This is a genomic window from Chitinophaga caseinilytica, from assembly GCF_038396765.1.
Taxonomy (GTDB): domain Bacteria; phylum Bacteroidota; class Bacteroidia; order Chitinophagales; family Chitinophagaceae; genus Chitinophaga; species Chitinophaga caseinilytica.
In genome coordinates this window covers 180,587-199,409 of sequence record NZ_CP150096.1, presented here as the reverse complement: position 1 = coordinate 199,409, position 18,823 = coordinate 180,587, and the positions used below count along the sequence as shown (strand labels likewise).

19 protein-coding genes and 1 tRNA gene are annotated in these 18,823 nt (G+C 53.7%); 12 read left to right on the top strand and 8 right to left on the bottom strand.

The features are described 5' to 3' along the window. Nucleotides 1-8: 8 nt before the first annotated feature. The gene (locus WJU22_RS00870) at nucleotides 9-641 is read left to right on the top strand and encodes a GntR family transcriptional regulator (RefSeq protein WP_341841418.1); all 633 of its coding nucleotides are present in this window, start codon (nucleotides 9-11) and stop codon (nucleotides 639-641) included. 60 nt (nucleotides 642-701) lie between these two features. Here the strand turns inward: WJU22_RS00870 and WJU22_RS00865 are convergent, their stop codons facing one another. Continuing rightward, on the bottom strand, nucleotides 702-1,601 hold the full coding sequence (locus tag WJU22_RS00865; protein WP_341841417.1) for a pentapeptide repeat-containing protein: 900 nt from the start codon (nucleotides 1,599-1,601) through the stop codon (nucleotides 702-704). A gap of 329 nt (nucleotides 1,602-1,930) precedes the next feature. Here WJU22_RS00865 and WJU22_RS00860 point away from each other — a divergent pair, with 329 nt between their 5' ends. From WJU22_RS00860 to WJU22_RS00840, 5 genes are all read left to right on the top strand, one after another. Next, on the top strand, nucleotides 1,931-2,521 hold the full coding sequence (locus tag WJU22_RS00860; RefSeq protein WP_341841416.1) for an RNA polymerase sigma-70 factor: 591 nt from the start codon (nucleotides 1,931-1,933) through the stop codon (nucleotides 2,519-2,521). 53 nt (nucleotides 2,522-2,574) lie between these two features. Then, nucleotides 2,575-3,525 carry a FecR family protein gene (locus WJU22_RS00855; RefSeq protein WP_341841415.1) on the top strand — a complete coding sequence of 317 codons (951 nt, stop codon included), beginning with the start codon at nucleotides 2,575-2,577 and terminating at the stop codon, nucleotides 3,523-3,525. A 30-nt stretch (nucleotides 3,526-3,555) separates the two neighbouring features. After that, entirely contained in the window at nucleotides 3,556-6,894 is a 3,339-nt protein-coding gene (locus WJU22_RS00850; protein WP_341841414.1) for a SusC/RagA family TonB-linked outer membrane protein, read from the top strand. 31 nt (nucleotides 6,895-6,925) lie between these two features. Continuing rightward, nucleotides 6,926-8,476, top strand: a complete 1,551-nt coding sequence (locus WJU22_RS00845) for a SusD/RagB family nutrient-binding outer membrane lipoprotein (RefSeq protein WP_341841413.1) — start codon at nucleotides 6,926-6,928, stop codon at nucleotides 8,474-8,476. A 131-nt stretch (nucleotides 8,477-8,607) separates the two neighbouring features. Next, a complete protein-coding gene (locus tag WJU22_RS00840) occupies nucleotides 8,608-9,126 on the top strand; it encodes a 3'-5' exoribonuclease domain-containing protein (protein WP_341841412.1) in 519 nt (172 codons plus the stop codon). Between the two features lie 21 nt (nucleotides 9,127-9,147). On the opposite strand, the gene WJU22_RS00835 is transcribed toward WJU22_RS00840, so the two are convergent. Further along, nucleotides 9,148-9,525 carry a helix-turn-helix domain-containing protein gene (locus WJU22_RS00835; RefSeq protein WP_341841411.1) on the bottom strand — a complete coding sequence of 126 codons (378 nt, stop codon included), beginning with the start codon at nucleotides 9,523-9,525 and terminating at the stop codon, nucleotides 9,148-9,150. A 201-nt stretch (nucleotides 9,526-9,726) separates the two neighbouring features. Here WJU22_RS00835 and WJU22_RS00830 point away from each other — a divergent pair, with 201 nt between their 5' ends. Further along, entirely contained in the window at nucleotides 9,727-10,581 is an 855-nt protein-coding gene (locus WJU22_RS00830; RefSeq protein ID WP_341841410.1) for an NAD(P)-dependent oxidoreductase, read from the top strand. Nucleotides 10,582-10,724: 143 nt separating this feature from the next. Here the strand turns inward: WJU22_RS00830 and WJU22_RS00825 are convergent, their stop codons facing one another. The 3 genes from WJU22_RS00825 to WJU22_RS00815 all read right to left on the bottom strand — a co-directional run bounded on the left by WJU22_RS00825 (nucleotide 10,725) and on the right by WJU22_RS00815 (nucleotide 11,935). Beyond that, entirely contained in the window at nucleotides 10,725-10,895 is a 171-nt protein-coding gene (locus tag WJU22_RS00825; RefSeq protein ID WP_341841409.1) for a hypothetical protein, read from the bottom strand. A 298-nt stretch (nucleotides 10,896-11,193) separates the two neighbouring features. Then, nucleotides 11,194-11,694: a hypothetical protein gene (locus tag WJU22_RS00820; RefSeq protein WP_341841408.1), complete on the bottom strand. Its 501-nt coding sequence runs from the start codon at nucleotides 11,692-11,694 to the stop codon at nucleotides 11,194-11,196. 169 nt (nucleotides 11,695-11,863) lie between these two features. Continuing rightward, nucleotides 11,864-11,935: transfer RNA gene (locus WJU22_RS00815), tRNA-Glu, on the bottom strand. A 141-nt stretch (nucleotides 11,936-12,076) separates the two neighbouring features. Here WJU22_RS00815 and gap point away from each other — a divergent pair. Continuing rightward, a complete protein-coding gene (gap, locus tag WJU22_RS00810) occupies nucleotides 12,077-13,093 on the top strand; it encodes a type I glyceraldehyde-3-phosphate dehydrogenase (RefSeq protein ID WP_126243996.1) in 1,017 nt (338 codons plus the stop codon). A gap of 96 nt (nucleotides 13,094-13,189) precedes the next feature. Continuing rightward, the gene (locus WJU22_RS00805; protein WP_341841407.1) at nucleotides 13,190-14,386 is read left to right on the top strand and encodes a phosphoglycerate kinase; all 1,197 of its coding nucleotides are present in this window, start codon (nucleotides 13,190-13,192) and stop codon (nucleotides 14,384-14,386) included. A 72-nt stretch (nucleotides 14,387-14,458) separates the two neighbouring features. On the opposite strand, the gene WJU22_RS00800 is transcribed toward WJU22_RS00805, so the two are convergent. After that, nucleotides 14,459-15,832 carry a dipeptidase gene (locus WJU22_RS00800; protein WP_341841406.1) on the bottom strand — a complete coding sequence of 458 codons (1,374 nt, stop codon included), beginning with the start codon at nucleotides 15,830-15,832 and terminating at the stop codon, nucleotides 14,459-14,461. Nucleotides 15,833-16,066: 234 nt separating this feature from the next. After that, nucleotides 16,067-16,531, bottom strand: a complete 465-nt coding sequence (locus tag WJU22_RS00795) for a response regulator (protein ID WP_126243993.1) — start codon at nucleotides 16,529-16,531, stop codon at nucleotides 16,067-16,069. A 330-nt stretch (nucleotides 16,532-16,861) separates the two neighbouring features. Between WJU22_RS00795 and WJU22_RS00790 the strand changes: the two genes are divergently transcribed. Further along, nucleotides 16,862-17,440, top strand: a complete 579-nt coding sequence (locus tag WJU22_RS00790) for a LemA family protein (RefSeq protein ID WP_341841405.1) — start codon at nucleotides 16,862-16,864, stop codon at nucleotides 17,438-17,440. A 59-nt stretch (nucleotides 17,441-17,499) separates the two neighbouring features. Here WJU22_RS00790 and WJU22_RS00785 read toward each other — a convergent pair whose 3' ends face one another. Further along, on the bottom strand, nucleotides 17,500-17,652 hold the full coding sequence (locus WJU22_RS00785; RefSeq protein WP_341841404.1) for a hypothetical protein: 153 nt from the start codon (nucleotides 17,650-17,652) through the stop codon (nucleotides 17,500-17,502). Here WJU22_RS00785 and WJU22_RS00780 point away from each other — a divergent pair. Both WJU22_RS00780 and WJU22_RS00775 read left to right on the top strand, forming a co-directional pair. Beyond that, nucleotides 17,596-17,982, top strand: a complete 387-nt coding sequence (locus WJU22_RS00780; protein ID WP_341843748.1) for a TPM domain-containing protein — start codon at nucleotides 17,596-17,598, stop codon at nucleotides 17,980-17,982. The genes WJU22_RS00785 and WJU22_RS00780 overlap by 57 nt on opposite strands. 12 nt (nucleotides 17,983-17,994) lie before the next feature. Then, complete coding sequence (locus WJU22_RS00775; RefSeq protein WP_126243989.1) at nucleotides 17,995-18,807, top strand: TPM domain-containing protein; 813 nt, start codon at nucleotides 17,995-17,997, stop codon at nucleotides 18,805-18,807. Nucleotides 18,808-18,823 lie beyond the last annotated feature (16 nt).

Below are 18,823 nucleotides of genomic sequence, written 5' to 3'. Positions count from 1 at the left end.
CCAAAAGTATGAAAGCCGAATCTCAATCGGGGAAAGTATATGAAGTGCTGCGAAGCAAAATCCTCGCGAACCAGGTGATCCCCGGATCGCGGCTCAAGGAAGATGATTGGGCGGCGCGGGCGGAGGTGAGCCGCGTATCGGTACGCGAGGCGCTGAACCGTTTGCTGGGCGAGGGTTTGCTGGAGAAGGGCGCCAGGGGTGGATATTTCGTGAAATCGATGACGGAAGACCGGTTGCGGGAAGTCCGTGAAGTGCGGGAACTGCTGGAGATCGGCGCCCTCCGCCTCGCGGGGAGCCGGCTTACGGCCGAAGACATCGCCAGCCTGGAAGTGCTTTGTGAAGATTTCAGCGCCATGGTGGCCAATGGGTATTGGTCGGGCGCCTGTGAGGCGGATATCCGTTTCCACGAAACGCTCATCGGCATTTCCCGCAACTCGAAGCTCAGGTTGTTGTACGAGCTCAGCAACATTCCGCTGTTCCACCTGAAGCGCGGGCCACAGGCTTCACAAATGGACGATTACGAAGAAACCGACCGCGAGCACCGCGAAATCGTGCGCTGGCTCAAGGCCGGGAAGCCCGCCCGGGCGCAGGAGGTGCTGTCCAGGCATTTGCACCGCGGGGAGATGGCGGCGAAGGAATAATTCCCAACGCCAAAAGGGCTGCCCGTGGAAGAGCGGCCCAAAGGCTTGCGGGTGCTGTGTTTAAGAGGGTATCAACGTAATCCCGCTCACATCCGCCTTCCCGCTTTTCAGCATTTCCATCGTCAGCCGGTCGGCCTGGCAATTGACGAATTTCAGGTGCTTCAGGCTCCGGGTGCTGCATTTGAAAAAGGTGTTGATCAGCCGTGTGTTCTGAAAAGTAACTTTGGAAAACGCACAATTGTCGAAATACCCGTCTTCCACCGTTCCTTCGAAAATCACTTCCGAAAAATCCGATTCGCGGAAAACCGTACCCTGTACAATAGCGCCCGCCAGACTGCTTTTGTGTACGCTGCTGTGTTCGAATTCCGCGCGAGACAGGTCGGAACCGGTAAAATCACAGTCCTTGAAGTGACTCCAGGTGAATTTGGCGTTGCGGAGGGAGCAGTCGGTAAATTTATCGTGGGTGACGTACGATTTTTCGAGCTGGCTGCCGTTCATGTCCGACCCCGAAAAATCACACCCCTCGATCATATTGCCTTTCAGCAGCAGGCCTTGCATGTCTGAGCCGATGAATTTGCAGCGTTGGAGATTGGAGCCGCTGAATTTTTCGTGGAGGTTTTTCAGCCCGGAGAAATCCGCGTCCACCCAACTGCCGCCAGACATGTCCCAGACCGGTTTTTTATCTGGTGGCGCCGCCGTTTGCGCCGCGGGCGGGAAGGCCGTGAAGATCGTTTCCGATTTTTCGGTGGAAGGGAAGCCATCCGAAAAGTAGTTCAGGTCTACCTGCAATATTTCCGCGAGGCGGTTGAACGTAACGATATCCGGCATGGATTCTCCACGCTCCCATTTCCCCACTGCCTGCGAACTGATAAACAGGGATTGCGCCAGCTGGGCCTGGGAGATATTCAGTTTCTTGCGGGCTTCGGCGATTTTGTTGCCGATGGTTCTGGAATTTAGCATAACGATGTCGGTTTTTAGTGACGCCACAAAATTGATCCCTTCCCTTTTCCGGATCAAATTAAAGCCACCACATTTGGTTGTGAAACCGCCACTATCCGTTGTTTTTCGACAACCAACAGTAGTTTCCCCAAGGAAACGATGATTGCGGGCCCACAATCGAAAGGTATATATAATACTGATAATCAAAAGGATAAATGAAAACCACCGGCAGTTGTTTCTTCGGTAATTGATTTGTTTTCAGTGGATTATGAAAAAATAATGACCGGCCGGCGGAAAGACGATTTTAGTCTGTTAAAGTTTTTCTTATTTTGTATCAAATCTAATTCGCGATGTTGGAAGCAACAGATGAAGCGTTGTGCGGCCAGGTTCGGTTGGGTGATGCCGCTGCTTTTAATGTGCTGTACGACCGGTACCGCCACCAACTATATGGTTACGTTCTGAAACTCTGCGGTTCGCAGGACGTGGCGCTGGATGCTGTGCAGGAGGTGTTCATGCATCTTTGGCTGCGCGCCGAAGCCCTGGACCCCGCCCGTTCCATTAAGTCCTATCTCTTCCGTTCCGCCCGGAACTATGTGCTCGACTATCTGAAGAAAGCCGTGCATCAGCAGGCATTCCGGCAATATTTCATGCACGCGTTCGAAGAAGGGACGGCTTCCTCCGATCATCTGCTGTATTCCAAACAGCTCGAAACGCTCAAACACAATGCCGTATCCCGGCTACCTGCCCAGCGCCAGCTGATTTACACCATGAGCAAGGTAGACGGGTACAGTAACAAGGAGATCGCCGACAGGCTGGGCATTTCCATCAACACCGTCCGCGATCAGCTCGTGAAGGCGTCCCGTTTCGTCCGGGTTTACCTTTTACGGAATGCGGACATCGCCATGTTGCTCGCCGCGGTATACGCCGCGCAGCAGGGTTAAAATTTTTTTCGACGGGGATCGTCTTTCCCCATTTTTCGATCGTATTACTTGTGATGGAGGACAAACAGCAAAGGATCAGGCAATTGTTCGTCAAACTGGCGGATGGCACCTCCACGCCCGATGAGCGGAAGGAGCTGCTGGATTACCTGGAGGGATCGCCCCTCCCGGAAGCCCTGCCGCTGGCCGATGAGCTCCCGCTGACCGGAAACTGGCCGCGAATGCCGGAGGATGCCGGAGAACAGATCAGGATGCGCATCCTGTCTGAAGCCAGCCCCGCCGCGCCGGCGCGCGTCCGCAGGATCGGGTGGTGGAAAGCCGCTGCAGTATTGCTGCCCGTTGTTGGATTAAGTACCTGGCTGCTGTGGGACCGGTCCGCCGACAGCCAGCTCTATGTCAACAATGCGCGATCGGTACAGGTCATCCGGCTCGAAGACGGCTCCGAAGTCAGCCTCAACCGCAACGCCCGCCTCACGTTCCGCGGCGGCGCCAACCGCGAGGCCTGGCTGGAAGGGGAGGCGTTCTTCACCATCGCCGGCCATGCGTCCAAACCCTTTATCGTCCACACCCGCCAGCAGCTGGATATCACCGTGCTGGGCACTTCCTTCAACGTAAAATCCGGTGAACAGGCCACGGAAGTGGTGCTCAATACGGGTAAGGTGAAGGTGGGAGACGGCGGGAAAGCAGTGATCCTGCAACCGGGCGAAATGGCGGTGTACGACGCAAAAGCGCATCAGGTATCTACCCAACAGGCGGACACGCTCATGCACACGTCCTGGAAAAACGAACTGTTACCTTTCCGCGAACGCCCGCTCAAAGAAGTGATGGGCTTCCTGCAGGCACAATTCGGTTATGCCGTTACGTTCGACGGGCCGGAGACGGAAAATCTCGTCTTTACCGGCTACCTGTCTACCAGCGACCTGCAGCAATCGATCCTTACGCTGGAACAAACATTCTCTATCAAAATCAGTATCGGGAACAGACGACTACATGTGAACAAACAATAGCGTTTCAGCCAAAACTAACACATCCTCGCTATGAACAGAATCAAAACCATCAGCTCCGGGCTGATCATGGTTGCACTATTGCTATGCAATCTCCCCGTCACGAGCGCGCAACCGGGGCGCGAAACAGCCACCCCGGAACAGGTTTCGCTCATTTCCGTTATGAACGACATGGAACACCGGTTCGATGTCAGGTTCAACTACAACGCCACTTTACTTAAGGGAAAGAAAATCGCTTCGCCCGATAAAACCGGGTTCCGCAAAGACAACATCGAAGCCGAGCTGAACCGCTACATCGCCCCGCTGGGCCTCGTTTGCCGGAAGATCGGCGGCAAACTGTACGTGGTACGGGCCGAAACGCCCGCCCAAAGCGCTGTTACCCAATCCGGCAGCCTCACCGCGCAGGAAATCACCCTCCGCGGCTCCGTGGCCGACTCCACCGGCGCGCCCATGCCGGGTGTGGTGGTAAGGTTGAAAGGCGCTTCCCGCGGAACGATCACCGACGGCAACGGCGCGTTCACTTTAGCCGGCCTCAAAGCCGGCGATGTGCTCGTGTTTTCACTCGTGGGGTATAATCCGCAGGAATATACCGTGGGTGCGGAAGAGAACGTCCGCATCACACTGCATGTGTCTGCCATCGCGCTGGACCAGCTGGTGGTAACGGCCCTGGGGATCCGGCGCTCGGAAAAAGCCCTCGGCTACGCCGTGCAAAAAGTAAAAGGTGAAGCCTTGCAGACGGTGAAAGGCGTGGATATGGCCACTTCACTGACCGGCCAGGTGTCTGGCCTTGTCGTGAAAAACTCCACCGAATTTTTCGCCAAACCGACGATCGAACTGCGGGGCGAAGGCGCCCTGCTGGTGGTAGACGGCGTGCCGTACGGCAACCTCACCCTCCGCGACGTACCGTCTGACGATATCGAAAGCATCGACGTGCTGAAGGGGCCCACGGCTTCTTCGCTCTACGGCTCGCGCGCGTCTGGCGGTGTGATCCTCATTACCACGAAGAAAGCCTCCGGCGGAGGGCTCTCCGTTTCCGTCAACAGCAACACCATGCTGCAAACCGGATTCCTTGCCATCCCGAAAGTGCAGGGCTCCTACGGCCGCGGTCAAAACGGACAAATCGATAACGACTACGTTTGGGGCCCCAAGCTCGATATCGGCAACACCGCCACAGACTGGAACCCCGAAACCAAACAGTTCGAAGACAACCGTCCGCTCCGCTCCATCGGGAAAAACAACCTGCAAAACTTCATGGAAACGGGCGTTGTGACCAATAATAATATCAGCGTGTCGCAAAGCGGGCAGAACGGCAGCTTCCGGGCATCGCTCAATCATATATATAATAAAGGACAATTCCCCAACGCCCGCGCGAACATGTTCAACTTCACCATGGGAGGCGAACTGAAAGCGACCGATAAATTTACCCTCGAGGCGCATACCGGCATCAGCAAAAGGATGGCGCCGCAGGTCTGGGGCTCGGGATACGGCAACCAGGGATATATTTACCAGCTCACCATGTGGACCGGCCCGGAATATGACATCCGCCAGTACAAGGATTACTGGAAAGTGCCCAATAAAACCCAGAACTGGATGTACACCAACTGGTACGATAACCCTTACCTCATCGCCAACGAAAAACTCAACGGTATCCAACAGAATACCGTCAACGCCAGCCTGACTGCCAATTACCGCTTCACGCCAGACCTGAACCTGCTGGTGCGGATCGGATTTGATAACTACAGCAACGAAGAAACTTATCAGAACCCCACCGCCAACATTTTCTCCACCCGCGGTGGCTGGGATGCGAAAGGGTATTACCGCAACATCGCCTCGAAAGGCTGGAGCATGAACGACGATATCATGCTTTCCTATAAAAAGAAAGTGAAAGATTTCACGATCGACCTCATGGCCGGCGGAACGATCTATTATTATACGAACGATACCGTTTCCGCCGCAACGCGCAACGGGCTGTCGTCTCCCCGCTATTTTTCCATCGCAGGATCGGTAGGCCCGGCGGCGATTACGCAGATGCATGGCGCGCGCCAGGTAAACAGCTTGTACGGCCGGGCAGCGTTCGGCTGGAAGAATGCCGTGTTCGTGGAAGCAACAGGGCGTAACGACTGGAACTCGGCGCAACCGAAGGAGCACCGCGATTATTTTTATCCTTCCATCGGCTCGAGCGTAGTGCTGTCTGAACTGTTCAACATGCCGAAGTTCACGGATATGTGGAAAATCCGCGGATCTTGGGCGAACTATAAAACGCCCGCGGACGTTTACGAGATCAACCGGTTGTATTCCACCACGCCGCAGGCCTGGAACAATCTGAACTCGGCCAATTATCCCAGCAATCTGCTGCCGCTCAGCGTGCTGCCGACTTCCATCCGGACCTGGGAAATCGGTACCGCCGCCTATTTTTGGCGCAACCGCCTGAATGTGGACATCGCCTTTTTCAACAAACTGTTTTATAACCGGAAATTCAATCCCCAGATCCCGCAATCTTCCGGGTTCACTTCCACCATCATCAACTTCAACGAAAACGAACTGCGCAAAGGATTCGAGATCACCGTTTCCGGCAGCGTGATCAAAAGAGCGAATTTCGAATGGCAATCCACCATCAACTATACGGTGAATCACAGGTATTATGCCTCGCTGGATAGTATCTATTCTCCGAAGAACCCCTGGGCTGCCGCTGGTAAACGGAAAGACGTTTATCTCGACAATTACTGGCTCCGCGATCCGCAGGGCAACGTGATCCACAATAGCGGGATGCCCGTGCTGAGCGATTATGACATGAATTACGGGTACACCGATCCCAAGTTCAGCTTCGGCCTCATCAACACCTTCCGCATCGGCGATTTTACGGTGGGCTTGAATGTGGACGGGCGTATCGGAGGCGTGATGTACAATTACGTGAACGACAAGATGTTCGATACCGGCACCCATCCCGATACGGATAATAACTGGCGGTACGATGAAGTGGTGAACAACAAAACGAACTACGTGGGCCAGGGCGTGAAAGTAGTGTCGGGCGATGTGACGTACGACAACTATGGCAACATCCTCACCGATACGCGTAAATATGCGCCGAACGACGTGGCCGTTTCCTACCAGGACTACACCCAGAAATTCAGGGCCGGCGATTATGGCGTACAGAAGAAATCTTTCGTGAAAGTGCGGGAGATGTCGCTGGGTTACCGCCTTCCTTCCGGGTTCCTGCACCGTTACGGTATCCGCAACGCTTCCGTAGCGGTAACCGCGCAGAACCTGTTCCTGTTCACCAAATTCCGCTTCTCCGATCCGGACGTTGACACGGAAAACCTGAATTCGCCTTCGGCGCGGATGCTGGGCATGAACCTGCGGGTAAATTTCTGATCGGGTCATTCATCCATCAAAACATCGACACATGAAACAAAAGCAACTTTATACGATCATACTGGGAGCAACCGTTCTGGCGGGCTGTTCCAACTTCGAAAAGATCAACACCAACCCGGATAAGACCGACAAGGTAAACTCCGGTATGCTGGCCACCAGCATGCTCCTCAGCGTTACGCGCAGTACTATTGCCTCTACCAAGGGATTTATGCAGCCTTATATGCTGGGCAAATACATCACCTGGGGCGAGAACCAGGAAAACTTCCAGTTCAACCGCCTCAACCGGGCCAGCTTCGAGCGGCTGGCGGTATTGCGCAACGTGTCGCCCATGGTGGCTGCTGCGCTGGACGACGCACAGCGGAATTCGTATTCCGGCCTTGCGGCGTTCATCCGCGCCTGGCAGTTTTACCAAACCACCATGCAGGTAGGCGATATTCCGTATACCGACGCCATTAAAGGAGAATCCGACGGTGTGGTACAACCGAAGTACGACAACCAGAAAACCGTTTTCCTGGGCATCCTCCGCGAGCTTGACAGTGCCAACGCGCTGCTGTCCCGCGGTTCCAACTTCGACGGCGATCCTATCTTCAACGGTAAGGTCGACAACTGGCGCCGGGTGGTGAACGGATTTGAATTGCATGTGCTCATGCAACTGTATCGCAAAACGGCGGATACGGACCTCAAGGTAATCCAGCGTTTCCAGGACATCGTGAACAACCGTCCGCTGATGCGCAATTACAACGACAACTTCGCGCTGGCTTACAACAATACGCAGGGGCAGAACTATCCCTGGTCAGACGTGCCGGCCGGTTCGGGGAACTCTTTCGTGAAATCGAACTACACGATGCTCACGTCCACTTTCCTCGATCCGCTGAAAGCCCTCGGCGACCGCCGTCTTTTCTATTTCGCGAAACCTTCGCCCGTGCAGATCGCCGCAGGGAAGCTCCCTTCCGAATGGGACGCCTATCCCGGAGCGGAGCCGTCCGATCCTTTCCCGGTGCTGCAAGACAAGCGTGTGTCTAAAGACTACGCCGACCTGAACAACCGCTATGTGCAGTTGGTGAATGCGGAGCCGGTGAGCGTGTTCGGGTATTGGGACCAGCAGTTCGTATTGGCGGAAGCCGCGCTCCGCGGATGGATCGCCAATTCGCCCGCCCAAACGTATTACGCTGCGGGTATCGGCGAGGCGATGCGGTTTACGGCAGATTACACGCCCGATAACATCGACTATCACCACAACATGAAAATCGACGCCGGATATATCCAGAATTATATCACAACCAACGCGCTCACCGGGTCTACGGCGCAGCAGCTCCAACAGATCATCACGCAGAAATACATCGCCGGGTTCCTGCAGGGCGCGAATTACAATGCCTGGTTCGAGAACCGGAGAACGGGGTACCCGGTCTTCAAGCTCAATGCCAACTCCAACCTGAACACGCCCAGCACTGCGTTTCCCGTGCGCTGGCTGTACCCGTCCAACGAGCTGACCTACAACAACACGAATATGGACGATGCTGTGAAGCGTCAGTTTCCCGGTGGCGACAATACCAACGGGGTGATGTGGATTTTGAAAGATTGATGATTTTTAGGACTTGATAGGGGCGCCCGGGCTGAGAGGTCCGGGCGTTTTTTTTATGCTGGTTATGGCGGGGAATAGCCTTGAAATTCCCTGGGCGATAAAAAATATATCTTCCATGATAAACTGATCACATGGCATACATCATGGTTGATGTGGAAACCGACGGCCCTATACCTGGCGACTTTTCCATGATTTCTTTCGGGGCGGTGTTGGTGAACGAATGGCTCGACACCACGTTTTACGGCAGGTTAAGGCCGGTTTCAGAAAAGTACAATCCCGAAGCATTGGCGGTTTCCGGCCATACCCGGGAAGAAACCCTTGGATTCGATGATCCGAGGGCCGTCATGGAATCCTTCGCGGATTGGTTGAGGGCGAACTGTAAGGACAGGCCCGTTTTCATCAGCGACAATAACGGTTTCGACTGGATGTTCGTCTGCTGGTATTTTCACCATTTTACCGGTTCCAATCCCTTTGGCCACAGTTCGCAAAACCTCGGAAGTTTGTATAAGGGCATGGAGAAAGATATGTTCAAAAACTTCAAGCACCTTCGCCAGACGAAGCACACGCATCACCCGGTAGACGATGCGAAAGGGAATGCGGAAGCATTGTTGACGATGAAGCGGGAATTGGGGTTGAAGATAAAGTTGTGAAGAAAGTGCATTCGGCGTTTGTTACTCCCCGGATGGAAATAACGATCCGCTTTTGCGCTCCATCAATAGCCGGAACTCCCCGACATGCCCGCTTCCCCAGGCGTCCATGGCGTTAATGACGGGCATGAGCGACTGTCCCAGGGCTGTGAGCGAATATTCCGAGCGCGGTGGAAGTTCCGGGTAAATCTCCTTTTGGATAATGCCATGAAACTCCAGCTCCTTTAATTGCAGATTCAACACCCGTGCCGTTGCAGTCGGGATCTGCCGGTGCAGCTCACTCGGCCGCCGGATGCCATTGCTGATGAGAAACAATAAATAAGATTTCCACTTTCCTCCGATAATTTCCATCAAAACGGCCATGCCGCAACTGAAATCTTTCGGGATCTTTTTCTCATACATATCGCCTGGGTTTTACATCCCCGAAATTAAGGGTTTCGGCGGACAGGGATAAAATTATCCCTACCTGACTATTCTTTCCCGTATTGTCAGCCGTTTCCGCTTGCCGTTTCTTTGTGTTGTGAAAGCGAAGAAGGGCTGGCGGACCCGCGGCGCTGCCTTTCTTGCGATCCAGCCATATTCAACATTTAAAAAGAAAACAAGATGAAAGAAAAGATATTAATGATCGGATTAGGCGCTATGGGAAGCGTATTGGCGCGTTTGCTCCTGGAGCAGGGAAAACACGTAACCGTTTGGAACCGTTCGGAGGCGAAGGCGGGTAAACTGGTGGAAGCCGGCGCTACTTTTACCGCGGATATTCATCGCGCGGTCGCGGACAGCGATATCATATTGATTTGTCTGCTCGATTATCCTGCAACGGAACAGGTATTGACGGGTGTATCGCTGGAGGGGAAAACGGTTGTCCAGCTCAGTACCGGCACGCCGCAGGACGCCCGTTCCATGGCGGCGTCGTTCACGGAGCGGGGTGCTGCATACCTGGATGGCGCTATACTGGCTACACCTTCGCAAATGGGCGCGGCGGAAACGCCGATCTTTTTGTCGGGCAGCTCGGCGGCCTGGAAGCACGCGGAGCCTGCGTTGCGGATCCTCGGTGGCGGACTGAAATACATGGGTGAGGCGCCGGGTGCTGCTTCCGCCTGGGACCTCGCTGCGTTGTCGAGCATGTTCGGGATGATGATCGGATTTTTGAACGGCGCTGGGATCATGGAGTCGGAAGGTATGTCGGTGGCGGACCTTGGCCAGATGGTGCGGGATATTTCGCCGGTGCTCGGGCAGATGATCAAGGATACCGGCGACGATATCCAGGAGCAGCGCTATGCCGAGCCGCAAAGTTCGATCGATATTTGCGCCGGGACGTTCGAGCTGATGGTGCGGCTGTCGGCCGAGAACAAAATCGACGGCGGGTTTGCCGGGTTCGCGCAGCAGATGTTCCGAAAGGCGCAGGGCGCGGGATTCGGACAGGAGCGCATTTCCGCGTTGATGAAGACGTTGCGGTAGGGAGTTTACTGCTGGGTTCAGGGGATAGGGGCACGAGGGATCGTGCCTTTATCTTTCTGCCTGGGAGAGGCGATGCGAAAGGAATGCGGAAGTATTGCAGACGTTGAAACGGAAGTGGGAGTTGAAGGGAAAAAAATGAGAAATCAGAGGCTCTTCAAAATTGCCATAAAAGTATCTGCCTGCTCGCGTGTTTTAATCACTGCATGCAAAGAGGAAGTATGCGGCTGGGCAATTTTGAATTTTTCTATCCGGCCACTATTTTCTTTGGCTTTTTTCTTCAAGGCGGCTATTTCCCGGATTAGTTTCTTATTCATAACCTTAAAATTAAGTAATGTCTTTGAGTTGGCTTGAAAACGTAAAAGAACTTAAATCCTTACTGACATCATTAATCTTATAATGATTTTCCAAATCGATTTTAACCTTTAAAGCCATGCTTGCGAAAGAGAATGATGAATTAAAGAATTGGAATTACCCAAACAATGTGAAGAGATGCTGGAATTTTGGAAGAGGGTGAAGAAGTTGGGTGGGGAGGAAGATATAAAAAACAAAACGGGCTGCTCGTAAAGAACAGCCCGTTTAAGATTTTGTACCGTGATCGGGAGTTTGCGGAGATTATTTCCAGGTGATGGGCAAGTCCTTAAATTCAATTTCCACGTTTGAAGGTTTTTCATACAGAAATTCGATATGTATCAACTTCATCATTTTCACGGATGGCAATACTTTGTGGAAAGTAACAGTGGATTTGACCGGTGTATCGGTGTACAGTGTATTCCTGCTACCTGAACTTCCTATGGAACGGTTTTCCCCCTTATACTCATTGCCTTCTACGTCGATCGCCCTGATTTCATAATACTGGATAGCTTCATTTGCATTGTGATTTACAAATGTCATGTGTAGTGTAACGGACTGATCTTTTGTATTCCCTTCCAGTTTTATGATATTGAAATCTATGTTGGCTGTGGTGACGGTTTTTGTGGGGGTTGAGATATGCAATGCTTTTTTCAGGTATTCGTTCTCTTTTTTTACATCATCACAATTGGATTGTGCATTAGTAATATTGGTTTTCAAAAAGAAGGATACACAGACAATTGTCATAACTAAAATGGGTTTCATAAATAGCAGTTGTCAGGGTTAAAAATGCAGCCAAATTGGCTGGTTAACGTAATAAATATAGGAAAAACTAATAGTGTAGCCTAGATCGCTATTGGATAAATCTGGGGTTTTGAAGCTTACCCCAAAACAAAACGGGCTGTTCGTAAAGAACAGCCCGTTTAAGATTTCGTACCGCGTACGGGAGTCGAACCCGTCATTCCTCCGTGAAAGGGAGGCGTCTTAGCCGATTGACCAACGCGGCATTTCCCGTTTGGGATTGCAAAGGTAATATCCATTTCGAAATTTCCAAAAAAAATTTCAGTTAAGTAAATAGTTATTGATTAATCCCCGCTAACCTTGTAATTTCGCTACTCAATTTTTCATCTACAAACTACAGTGTAAAATGGGAACTTCTCTTAAAATTGGTATTAATGGTTTCGGTCGCATCGGCCGCCTGGTCTTCCGCCAGATTTACAACATGCCCGGCATCGACGTGGTAGCGATTAACGACCTGACCAGCCCCGCGGTTTTGGCACATTTGCTGAAATATGACTCTGCACAAGGTAGATTTGGACAGGACGTGAAGCACACCGACAACGCTATCGTTGTAAACGGCGAGGAAGTGAAGATATATGCCCAGAAAGATCCCTCCCAGATTCCCTGGAAAAACCACGATATCGACGTGGTAATCGAGTGCACCGGCTTCTTCACCGACAAAGCCAAAGCCGAAGCGCACATCACCGCCGGCGCTAAACGCGTGGTTATCTCCGCCCCCGCCACCGGCGACCTCAAAACCGTTGTATTCAACGTAAACCACGATATCCTGGATGGCTCCGAAACAGTTATCTCCTGCGCTTCCTGCACCACCAACTGTCTCGCCCCCATGGCAAAAGTAATGAACGATAAATTCGGCATCGTTACCGGCCTCATGACCACCATCCACGCCTACACCAACGACCAGAACACCCTCGACGCTCCGCACCCGAAAGGCGACCTCCGCCGCGCCCGCGCCGCAGCCGCCAACATCGTGCCCAACAGCACCGGCGCCGCTAAAGCCATCGGCCTCGTACTGCCCGAGCTGAAGGGTAAACTGGACGGTAACGCCCAACGCGTTCCCACCATCACCGGATCCCTCACCGAACTGACCACCATCCTCTCCAAAAAGGTAACGGCAGAAGAAGTGAACGCAGCCATGAAAGCCGCCGCTAACGAATCTTTCGGCTACACCGAAGACGAAATCGTAAGCTCCGACATCATCGGCATCCACTTCGGATCCCTGTTCGACGCAACACAGACCAAAGTGATGACGCAGGGCGACGTTCAAATGGTGAAAACCGTTTCCTGGTACGATAACGAAATGTCCTACGTTTCCCAGCTCGTACGCACCGTGAAGCACTTCGCAGGCCTGATCTCCAAATAATCAAGCCCGCCGATCATATCGCCAACCCTCCGCATCCAGCTGAAACCCAGCCGTGCGGAGGGTTTTTTGTCTTACTTTCCTAAAACTCACCCAACAATGAGCCAATTCTCCCAGCATAATTTCAAAGGCCAGAAAGCCGTAGTGCGCGTGGATTTCAACGTGCCCCTCAACGATAAGCTCGAAATCACGGACGACACCCGCATGCAGGCCGCCGCGCCCACCGTCAAGAAAATCCTCGCAGACGGCGGCGCCGTCATCCTCATGAGCCACCTCGGCCGCCCGAAAGACGGCCCCACCGATAAATATTCCCTCCGCCACCTGGTAAACCACCTCATCAAACTGCTCGATGGCGCTACCGTGAAATTCGCGGAAGACTGCATCGGCGAAGCCGCCGAAAAAGCCGCGGATAACCTCCAGATGGGTGAAGTCCTCCTCCTCGAAAACCTCCGTTTCCACAAGGAAGAAGAGAAAGGCGACAAGGGTTTTGCCGAAAAACTGGCCAAACTGGGCGATGTGTACGTGAACGACGCATTCGGTACCGCCCACCGCGCCCACGCCTCCACGGCCGTGATCGCCGAATTCTTCCCGAAAGAGAAGAAAATGTTCGGCCTCCTCATGGAAGCCGAAACCGCCAGCGCCGAAAAAGTGCTCCACAGCGCGGAAAAACCCTTCACCGCCATCCTCGGCGGCGCCAAGGTGTCCGACAAAATCCTCATCATCGAGAACCTCATGTCCAAAGCCAATAACATCATCATCGGCGGCGGCATGGCATACACTTTCCTCAAAGCCCAGGGCAAGGAAATCGGCAACTCCCTCGTGGAAAACGATAAACTCGACCTCGCCAACGAACTGCTCGCCAAAGCAAAATCCCTCGGCGTACAACTCCTCATCCCCGAAGATTCCATCGCGGCAGACAAGTTTGCGGCAGACGCCAACACCCAGGAAGTCTCCAACGACAATATCCCCGCCGGCTGGATGGGCCTCGATATCGGCAAAAAATCCATCGCGAAATTCAGCGAAGTGATCGCTGCCAGCAAAACCATCCTCTGGAACGGGCCCATGGGCGTGTTCGAAATGCCCGCCTTCCAGGGCGGCACCAAAGCCGTGGCAGAAGCCATCGTGAAAGCGACCGAAAACGGCGCGTTCACCCTCGTAGGCGGCGGCGACTCCGTAGCGGCGGTCAACCAGTTCGGCCTGGCCGACAAAGTAAGCTACGTATCCACCGGCGGCGGCGCCATGCTCGAATTCTTCGAAGGCAAGGTGCTCCCCGGCATCGCGGCGGTTAGAAAGTAAGAAGGTATTAATACCATAATAAAAAAGCCCGGCCTGGTCGTACCAGCCGGGCTTTTCCGTTAAAAACGGTCATTATTTACCGCTCAGTTCCGCAAAATACTTGTGGAAATAAGGGATGGTTTCGATGCCTTTATAATAGTTGTCGAGCCCGTACTTCTCGTTGGGGGAGTGCAGGTTGTCGCTGTCGAGCCCGAAGCCCATGAGCACCGTTTTCAGCCCGAGGATCTTCTCGAACAGGGCCACGATGGGAATGGAGCCGCCGCCGCGAACGGGGATGGGCTGCTTGCCGAAAGTGGCGTTGATGGCCTCGCTCGCCGCTTTGAAAGCGATGGAATCCGTGGGCGTAACGTAGGGAGCGCCGCCATGGTGGGGCGTTACCTTCACTCTAACGGACTTCGGAGCGATGGCCACGAAGTGTTTGGCAAACAGGTCGGAGATCTTTTCCCAGTCCTGGCCGGGCACCAGGCGCATGGAAATCTTCGCGAACGCCTGGGAAGGCAATACGGTTTTGGCGCCTTCGCCGGTGTAACCGCCCCAGATACCGTTCACTTCGCAGGTAGGCCGGGTGCCGGTGCGCTCGAAAGTAGAATAGCCTTTCTCGCCCCAGAGCTCGTCCACGCCCAGGTCCTTTTTATAGTCTGCCTCGTCGAAAGGCGCGCTGTTGAGGGCTTTGCGCTCTTCGTCGGTCAGTTCCACCACGCCGTCGTAAAAACCAGGGATAGTGATGTGGTTGTTTTCGTCGTGCAGCGAAGCGATCATTTTCGCCAGGATGGTAGCCGGGTTGGCCACCGCGCCGCCGTATACGCCGGAGTGAAGGTCGCGGTTCGGGCCGGTCACTTCCACTTCCATGTACGCCAGGCCACGAAGCCCCGTGTCCAGGGAAGGCGTGTCGAGGCTGATCATGGCCGTGTCGGAAATCAGTACCACGTCCGCTTTCAGGCGGTCTTTATTTTCAGAAAGGAATTTGCCGAGGTTGCCGGAGCCCACTTCCTCCTCGCCTTCGATCATGAATTTCACGTTGCAGGGGAGGGTATTGGTGTTGAACATGGTCTCGAACGCCTTCACATGCATGTAAAACTGGCCTTTATCGTCTGCCGATCCGCGCGCGAAAATCTTGCCGTCTTTGATCACGGGCTCGAACGGCGGGCTGTCCCACAGGTTCAGCGGGTCGGGCGGCTGCACGTCGTAGTGGCCGTAAACGAGTACGGTAGGGAGTTTCGGGTCGATGATCTTTTCGCCGTAAACAATCGGATGACCGGCAGTCGGGCACACCTCCACTTTGTCAGCACCTGCTTCCACCAGCCTTTGCTTTACCGCTTCGGCGCAGTTTTTCGTGTCTTCATTGTGGCGGGAGTCCGCGCTGACGGAGGGGATCCTCAACAGTTCCAGCAACTCGTTCAGGAAACGGTCTTTGTGCTGGGCCTGGTAATCTTTCCAAACTTGCATTTTTGAGCTATTAAACGTTCACAATGGACGCAATTTAGTGGAATTTGGCACTCGGCCCGTTTCCGGAGGACGAAAAATGATGGCCGGCCGGTCTGGGGCCCGCTGGCCGGGCCGCCGTTGTGTCACTCCCTTGTGCGGCTGAAAGGCTGTTCGGCATTGCTTCCGGGCGGAAAGGGCATAAAAAAAGGAAGGGCGTACCCTTCCTTCTTGGAGTATAACGAACGGTTTGCTTTCTCAGGAAATGAGCTTTTGCCGCAGCAAAAACTCGAGTTGCTCGTTGACGCTCAGGAGTTTCTCCGTCAATTCCCGGTTCTCTTTACGGAGGGCGTACACTTCATATGCCTTCTCGATGTTGTGGCGAAGCTCGTCCTCGTTCCAGGGCTTGGAGAAGTATTTATATACCTGTCCCTTGTTGATCGCGTCGATCACGGCATTGATATCCGCGTACCCCGTGAGCAAGACCCGGATGGGCTCGGGGTATTTGTTGAGAATGGATTCGAAAAATTCGATCCCCGTCATTTTGGGCATTCTCTGGTCCGAAATGATAATGTGAAACTCGTGGTCTTCCAGCAACTTGTAAGCCTCTTCGGCTGATTCTGCGGTCTGCACCGTATAAATTCTTCTGAAAGAGGCTTTAAAAGCATTCAGATTGTGAATCTCATCATCTATATAGAGGATGTGAATATGTTGTGCACTCATTATGTACGCAGTAGACTTTAAGTAAGTTAATAAAAATAAGCGAGTTAGCGAACAATGAAATGTTACGTGGGTGTCAAAACTGTGAAAGGATCGGCATTCCCGGGCGTTTCCCGCGGCCGCCCCCGTTTGGCGGTGTGGGCGGGAAATCCGATCCAAACATAGATATTTTTTGGTATCCCGTTTTCAACTTTCTGACGACCGCCGTTAATGGATTGGTAACCGCTGGAAGTTGGCTGGTAACCGCTTTCAAGATCAAACCTATTTTTGTGCTTTCCGTTATTGTTTGTAGGTTTGAGCATACCCGTTATTTTCATTAAAAATAGAATCAATATGAAAACTGGAATCATTGTGATCATTCTCCTGGTATTGCTGGGCTTTTTTGGTTGCAGCAAGTACAATGGAATGGTAAAGAGCGACGAAACGGTGAAAAAGGCCTGGGGTAACGTAGAAACCCAGTACCAGCGCCGGGCCGATCTGATCGATAACCTGGTAAGCACCGTGAAAGGCTCCGCCAATTTCGAACAGGAAACCCTTACCAAAGTGATCGAAGCCCGCTCCAAAGCGTCTTCCGTTCAGGTAAACGCAGACGATCTCACCCCCGAGAACATCGCGAAATTCCAGCAGGCGCAAAGCGAACTGGGCGGCGCGCTCAGCCGTTTGCTCGTTACGGTTGAACAATACCCTCAACTCCGCACCACCGAACAGTTCCAAACCCTCATGGCCCAGCTCGAAGGCACGGAAAACCGGATCGCGGTAGCCAGGAACGACTTCAATACCGCTGTTAACGACTTCAACAGCAGCATCCGCACCTTCCCCAGCAACGTCATCGCCGGCATCGGCGGGTTCAAGGAGAAAGGTTACTTCAAGGCGGCCGAAGGCTCCGACAAGGCGCCTAAAGTGCAATTCTAATCCAAACGCCTCCGCAGAAGGCGGCCCGGGGGCAGCGAAACACTGCCCCCGGCCGTCTTTTACAGGATGCCCAACATACGTTTCCCAATGAAACTGTTCCCCTTCAGGAAAAAGAATTCTTTACCGAAGACGAGAAATCCCGCCTCGTTCAGGCCATCCGCCACGCCGAAAGGCTCACCTCCGGCGAAATCCGCCTGTTCGTGGAAAGCCATTGCGAGTATGTGGACCCCATGGACCGCGCCCGCGAAGCATTCCTCTCCCTCGGTATGGAAAAAACTAAACAACGCAACGGCGTCCTCCTCTACATCGCCCTCCGCGATCACCAGTTCGCTATCCTCGGCGATCAGGGCATTCATGATAAAGTGGGCGACGACTTCTGGAAACACGAAGCCGACATCCTCCGCCACCACTTTTCAGGCCAGCGCATCGTAGAAGGCATCGAAGTTTGCGTGAAGGAAATCGGGGAATCGCTCCTGCAGCACTTCCCCTACGAATCCGGCGACGCCAACGAACTGCCGGACGATATTGTTTTTGGAAAGTAGACCAGGTAAATGATGCACAAGCTAACAAACAAGACATTCTTTCGCTGGTTCCTCGCCATGGGACTGGTTTGGTTCGGACTGGGCGCCTTTGCCCAGAACATCCCCGCCAAACCCGTACCACCCCGGCTCGTCAACGATTTCGCAGGCATCCTCGTGCAATCGGAAGTCAACGAGCTGGAAAGGAAACTCGTGGCATACGACGATAGCACTTCCACCCAGATCGCCATCGTCATCATCAAAACCACCGGCGATTACGATATCTCCGAATACGGCCTGAAAATCCTCCGCGAATGGGGGATCGGTGGCAAAAAAAACAATGGCATTCTCATCCTCGCCGCTATGGACGATCGCAAGATCCGCATAGAAACCGGCTACGGCATGGAAGGCTCGATCCCCGACGCAGTCGCCTTCGGGATCATTAATAAAATTATCAAGCCCACGTTCCAACAGGGACATTATTACCAGGGGCTCGATGAAGCGACCGACAAAATCATCGCCGCAGCGGCCGGTGAATATACCGGCGTTCCCCGCAGCTCGAAAGACGGCGGCGGAGGCGGCGGCATTTTCGGCCTCATCATCCTTATTATTATCCTGATCGTCATTTTCGGCTCCCGCGGCGGAGGCGGCGGTGGCGGACGGGTGATCAGCCGGCGCGGCGACAGTATCTTCGGCGGTATCCTCGGCGGCATGATCGGCAGCAGCCTCGGTGGAGGCAGCCGTGGCGGCGGATGGGGCGGCGGCGGAGGCGGTGGCTTCGGCGGTGGAGGTTTCGGCGGCTTTGGCGGCGGCTCCGGAGGCGGAGGTGGCGCCAGCGGCAGCTGGTAACAACCGTACCGTTCCC

What these genes read in the sequence shown, in the direction of transcription:
- WJU22_RS00870 (WP_341841418.1), top strand. Translation starts at nt 9, where the DNA reads ATGAAAGCCGAATCTCAATCGGGGAAAGTATATGAAGTGCTGCGAAGC.
- WJU22_RS00865 (WP_341841417.1), bottom strand. Translation starts at nt 1,601, where the DNA reads ATGCTAAATTCCAGAACCATCGGCAACAAAATCGCCGAAGCCCGCAAG.
- WJU22_RS00860 (WP_341841416.1), top strand. Translation starts at nt 1,931, where the DNA reads ATGTTGGAAGCAACAGATGAAGCGTTGTGCGGCCAGGTTCGGTTGGGT.
- WJU22_RS00855 (WP_341841415.1), top strand. Translation starts at nt 2,575, where the DNA reads ATGGAGGACAAACAGCAAAGGATCAGGCAATTGTTCGTCAAACTGGCG.
- WJU22_RS00850 (WP_341841414.1), top strand. Translation starts at nt 3,556, where the DNA reads ATGAACAGAATCAAAACCATCAGCTCCGGGCTGATCATGGTTGCACTA.
- WJU22_RS00845 (WP_341841413.1), top strand. Translation starts at nt 6,926, where the DNA reads ATGAAACAAAAGCAACTTTATACGATCATACTGGGAGCAACCGTTCTG.
- WJU22_RS00840 (WP_341841412.1), top strand. Translation starts at nt 8,608, where the DNA reads ATGGCATACATCATGGTTGATGTGGAAACCGACGGCCCTATACCTGGC.
- WJU22_RS00835 (WP_341841411.1), bottom strand. Translation starts at nt 9,525, where the DNA reads ATGTATGAGAAAAAGATCCCGAAAGATTTCAGTTGCGGCATGGCCGTT.
- WJU22_RS00830 (WP_341841410.1), top strand. Translation starts at nt 9,727, where the DNA reads ATGAAAGAAAAGATATTAATGATCGGATTAGGCGCTATGGGAAGCGTA.
- WJU22_RS00825 (WP_341841409.1), bottom strand. Translation starts at nt 10,895, where the DNA reads ATGAATAAGAAACTAATCCGGGAAATAGCCGCCTTGAAGAAAAAAGCC.
- WJU22_RS00820 (WP_341841408.1), bottom strand. Translation starts at nt 11,694, where the DNA reads ATGAAACCCATTTTAGTTATGACAATTGTCTGTGTATCCTTCTTTTTG.
- gap (WP_126243996.1), top strand. Translation starts at nt 12,077, where the DNA reads ATGGGAACTTCTCTTAAAATTGGTATTAATGGTTTCGGTCGCATCGGC.
- WJU22_RS00805 (WP_341841407.1), top strand. Translation starts at nt 13,190, where the DNA reads ATGAGCCAATTCTCCCAGCATAATTTCAAAGGCCAGAAAGCCGTAGTG.
- WJU22_RS00800 (WP_341841406.1), bottom strand. Translation starts at nt 15,832, where the DNA reads ATGCAAGTTTGGAAAGATTACCAGGCCCAGCACAAAGACCGTTTCCTG.
- WJU22_RS00795 (WP_126243993.1), bottom strand. Translation starts at nt 16,531, where the DNA reads ATGAGTGCACAACATATTCACATCCTCTATATAGATGATGAGATTCAC.
- WJU22_RS00790 (WP_341841405.1), top strand. Translation starts at nt 16,862, where the DNA reads ATGAAAACTGGAATCATTGTGATCATTCTCCTGGTATTGCTGGGCTTT.
- WJU22_RS00785 (WP_341841404.1), bottom strand. Translation starts at nt 17,652, where the DNA reads ATGGCTTTCCACGAACAGGCGGATTTCGCCGGAGGTGAGCCTTTCGGC.
- WJU22_RS00775 (WP_126243989.1), top strand. Translation starts at nt 17,995, where the DNA reads ATGCACAAGCTAACAAACAAGACATTCTTTCGCTGGTTCCTCGCCATG.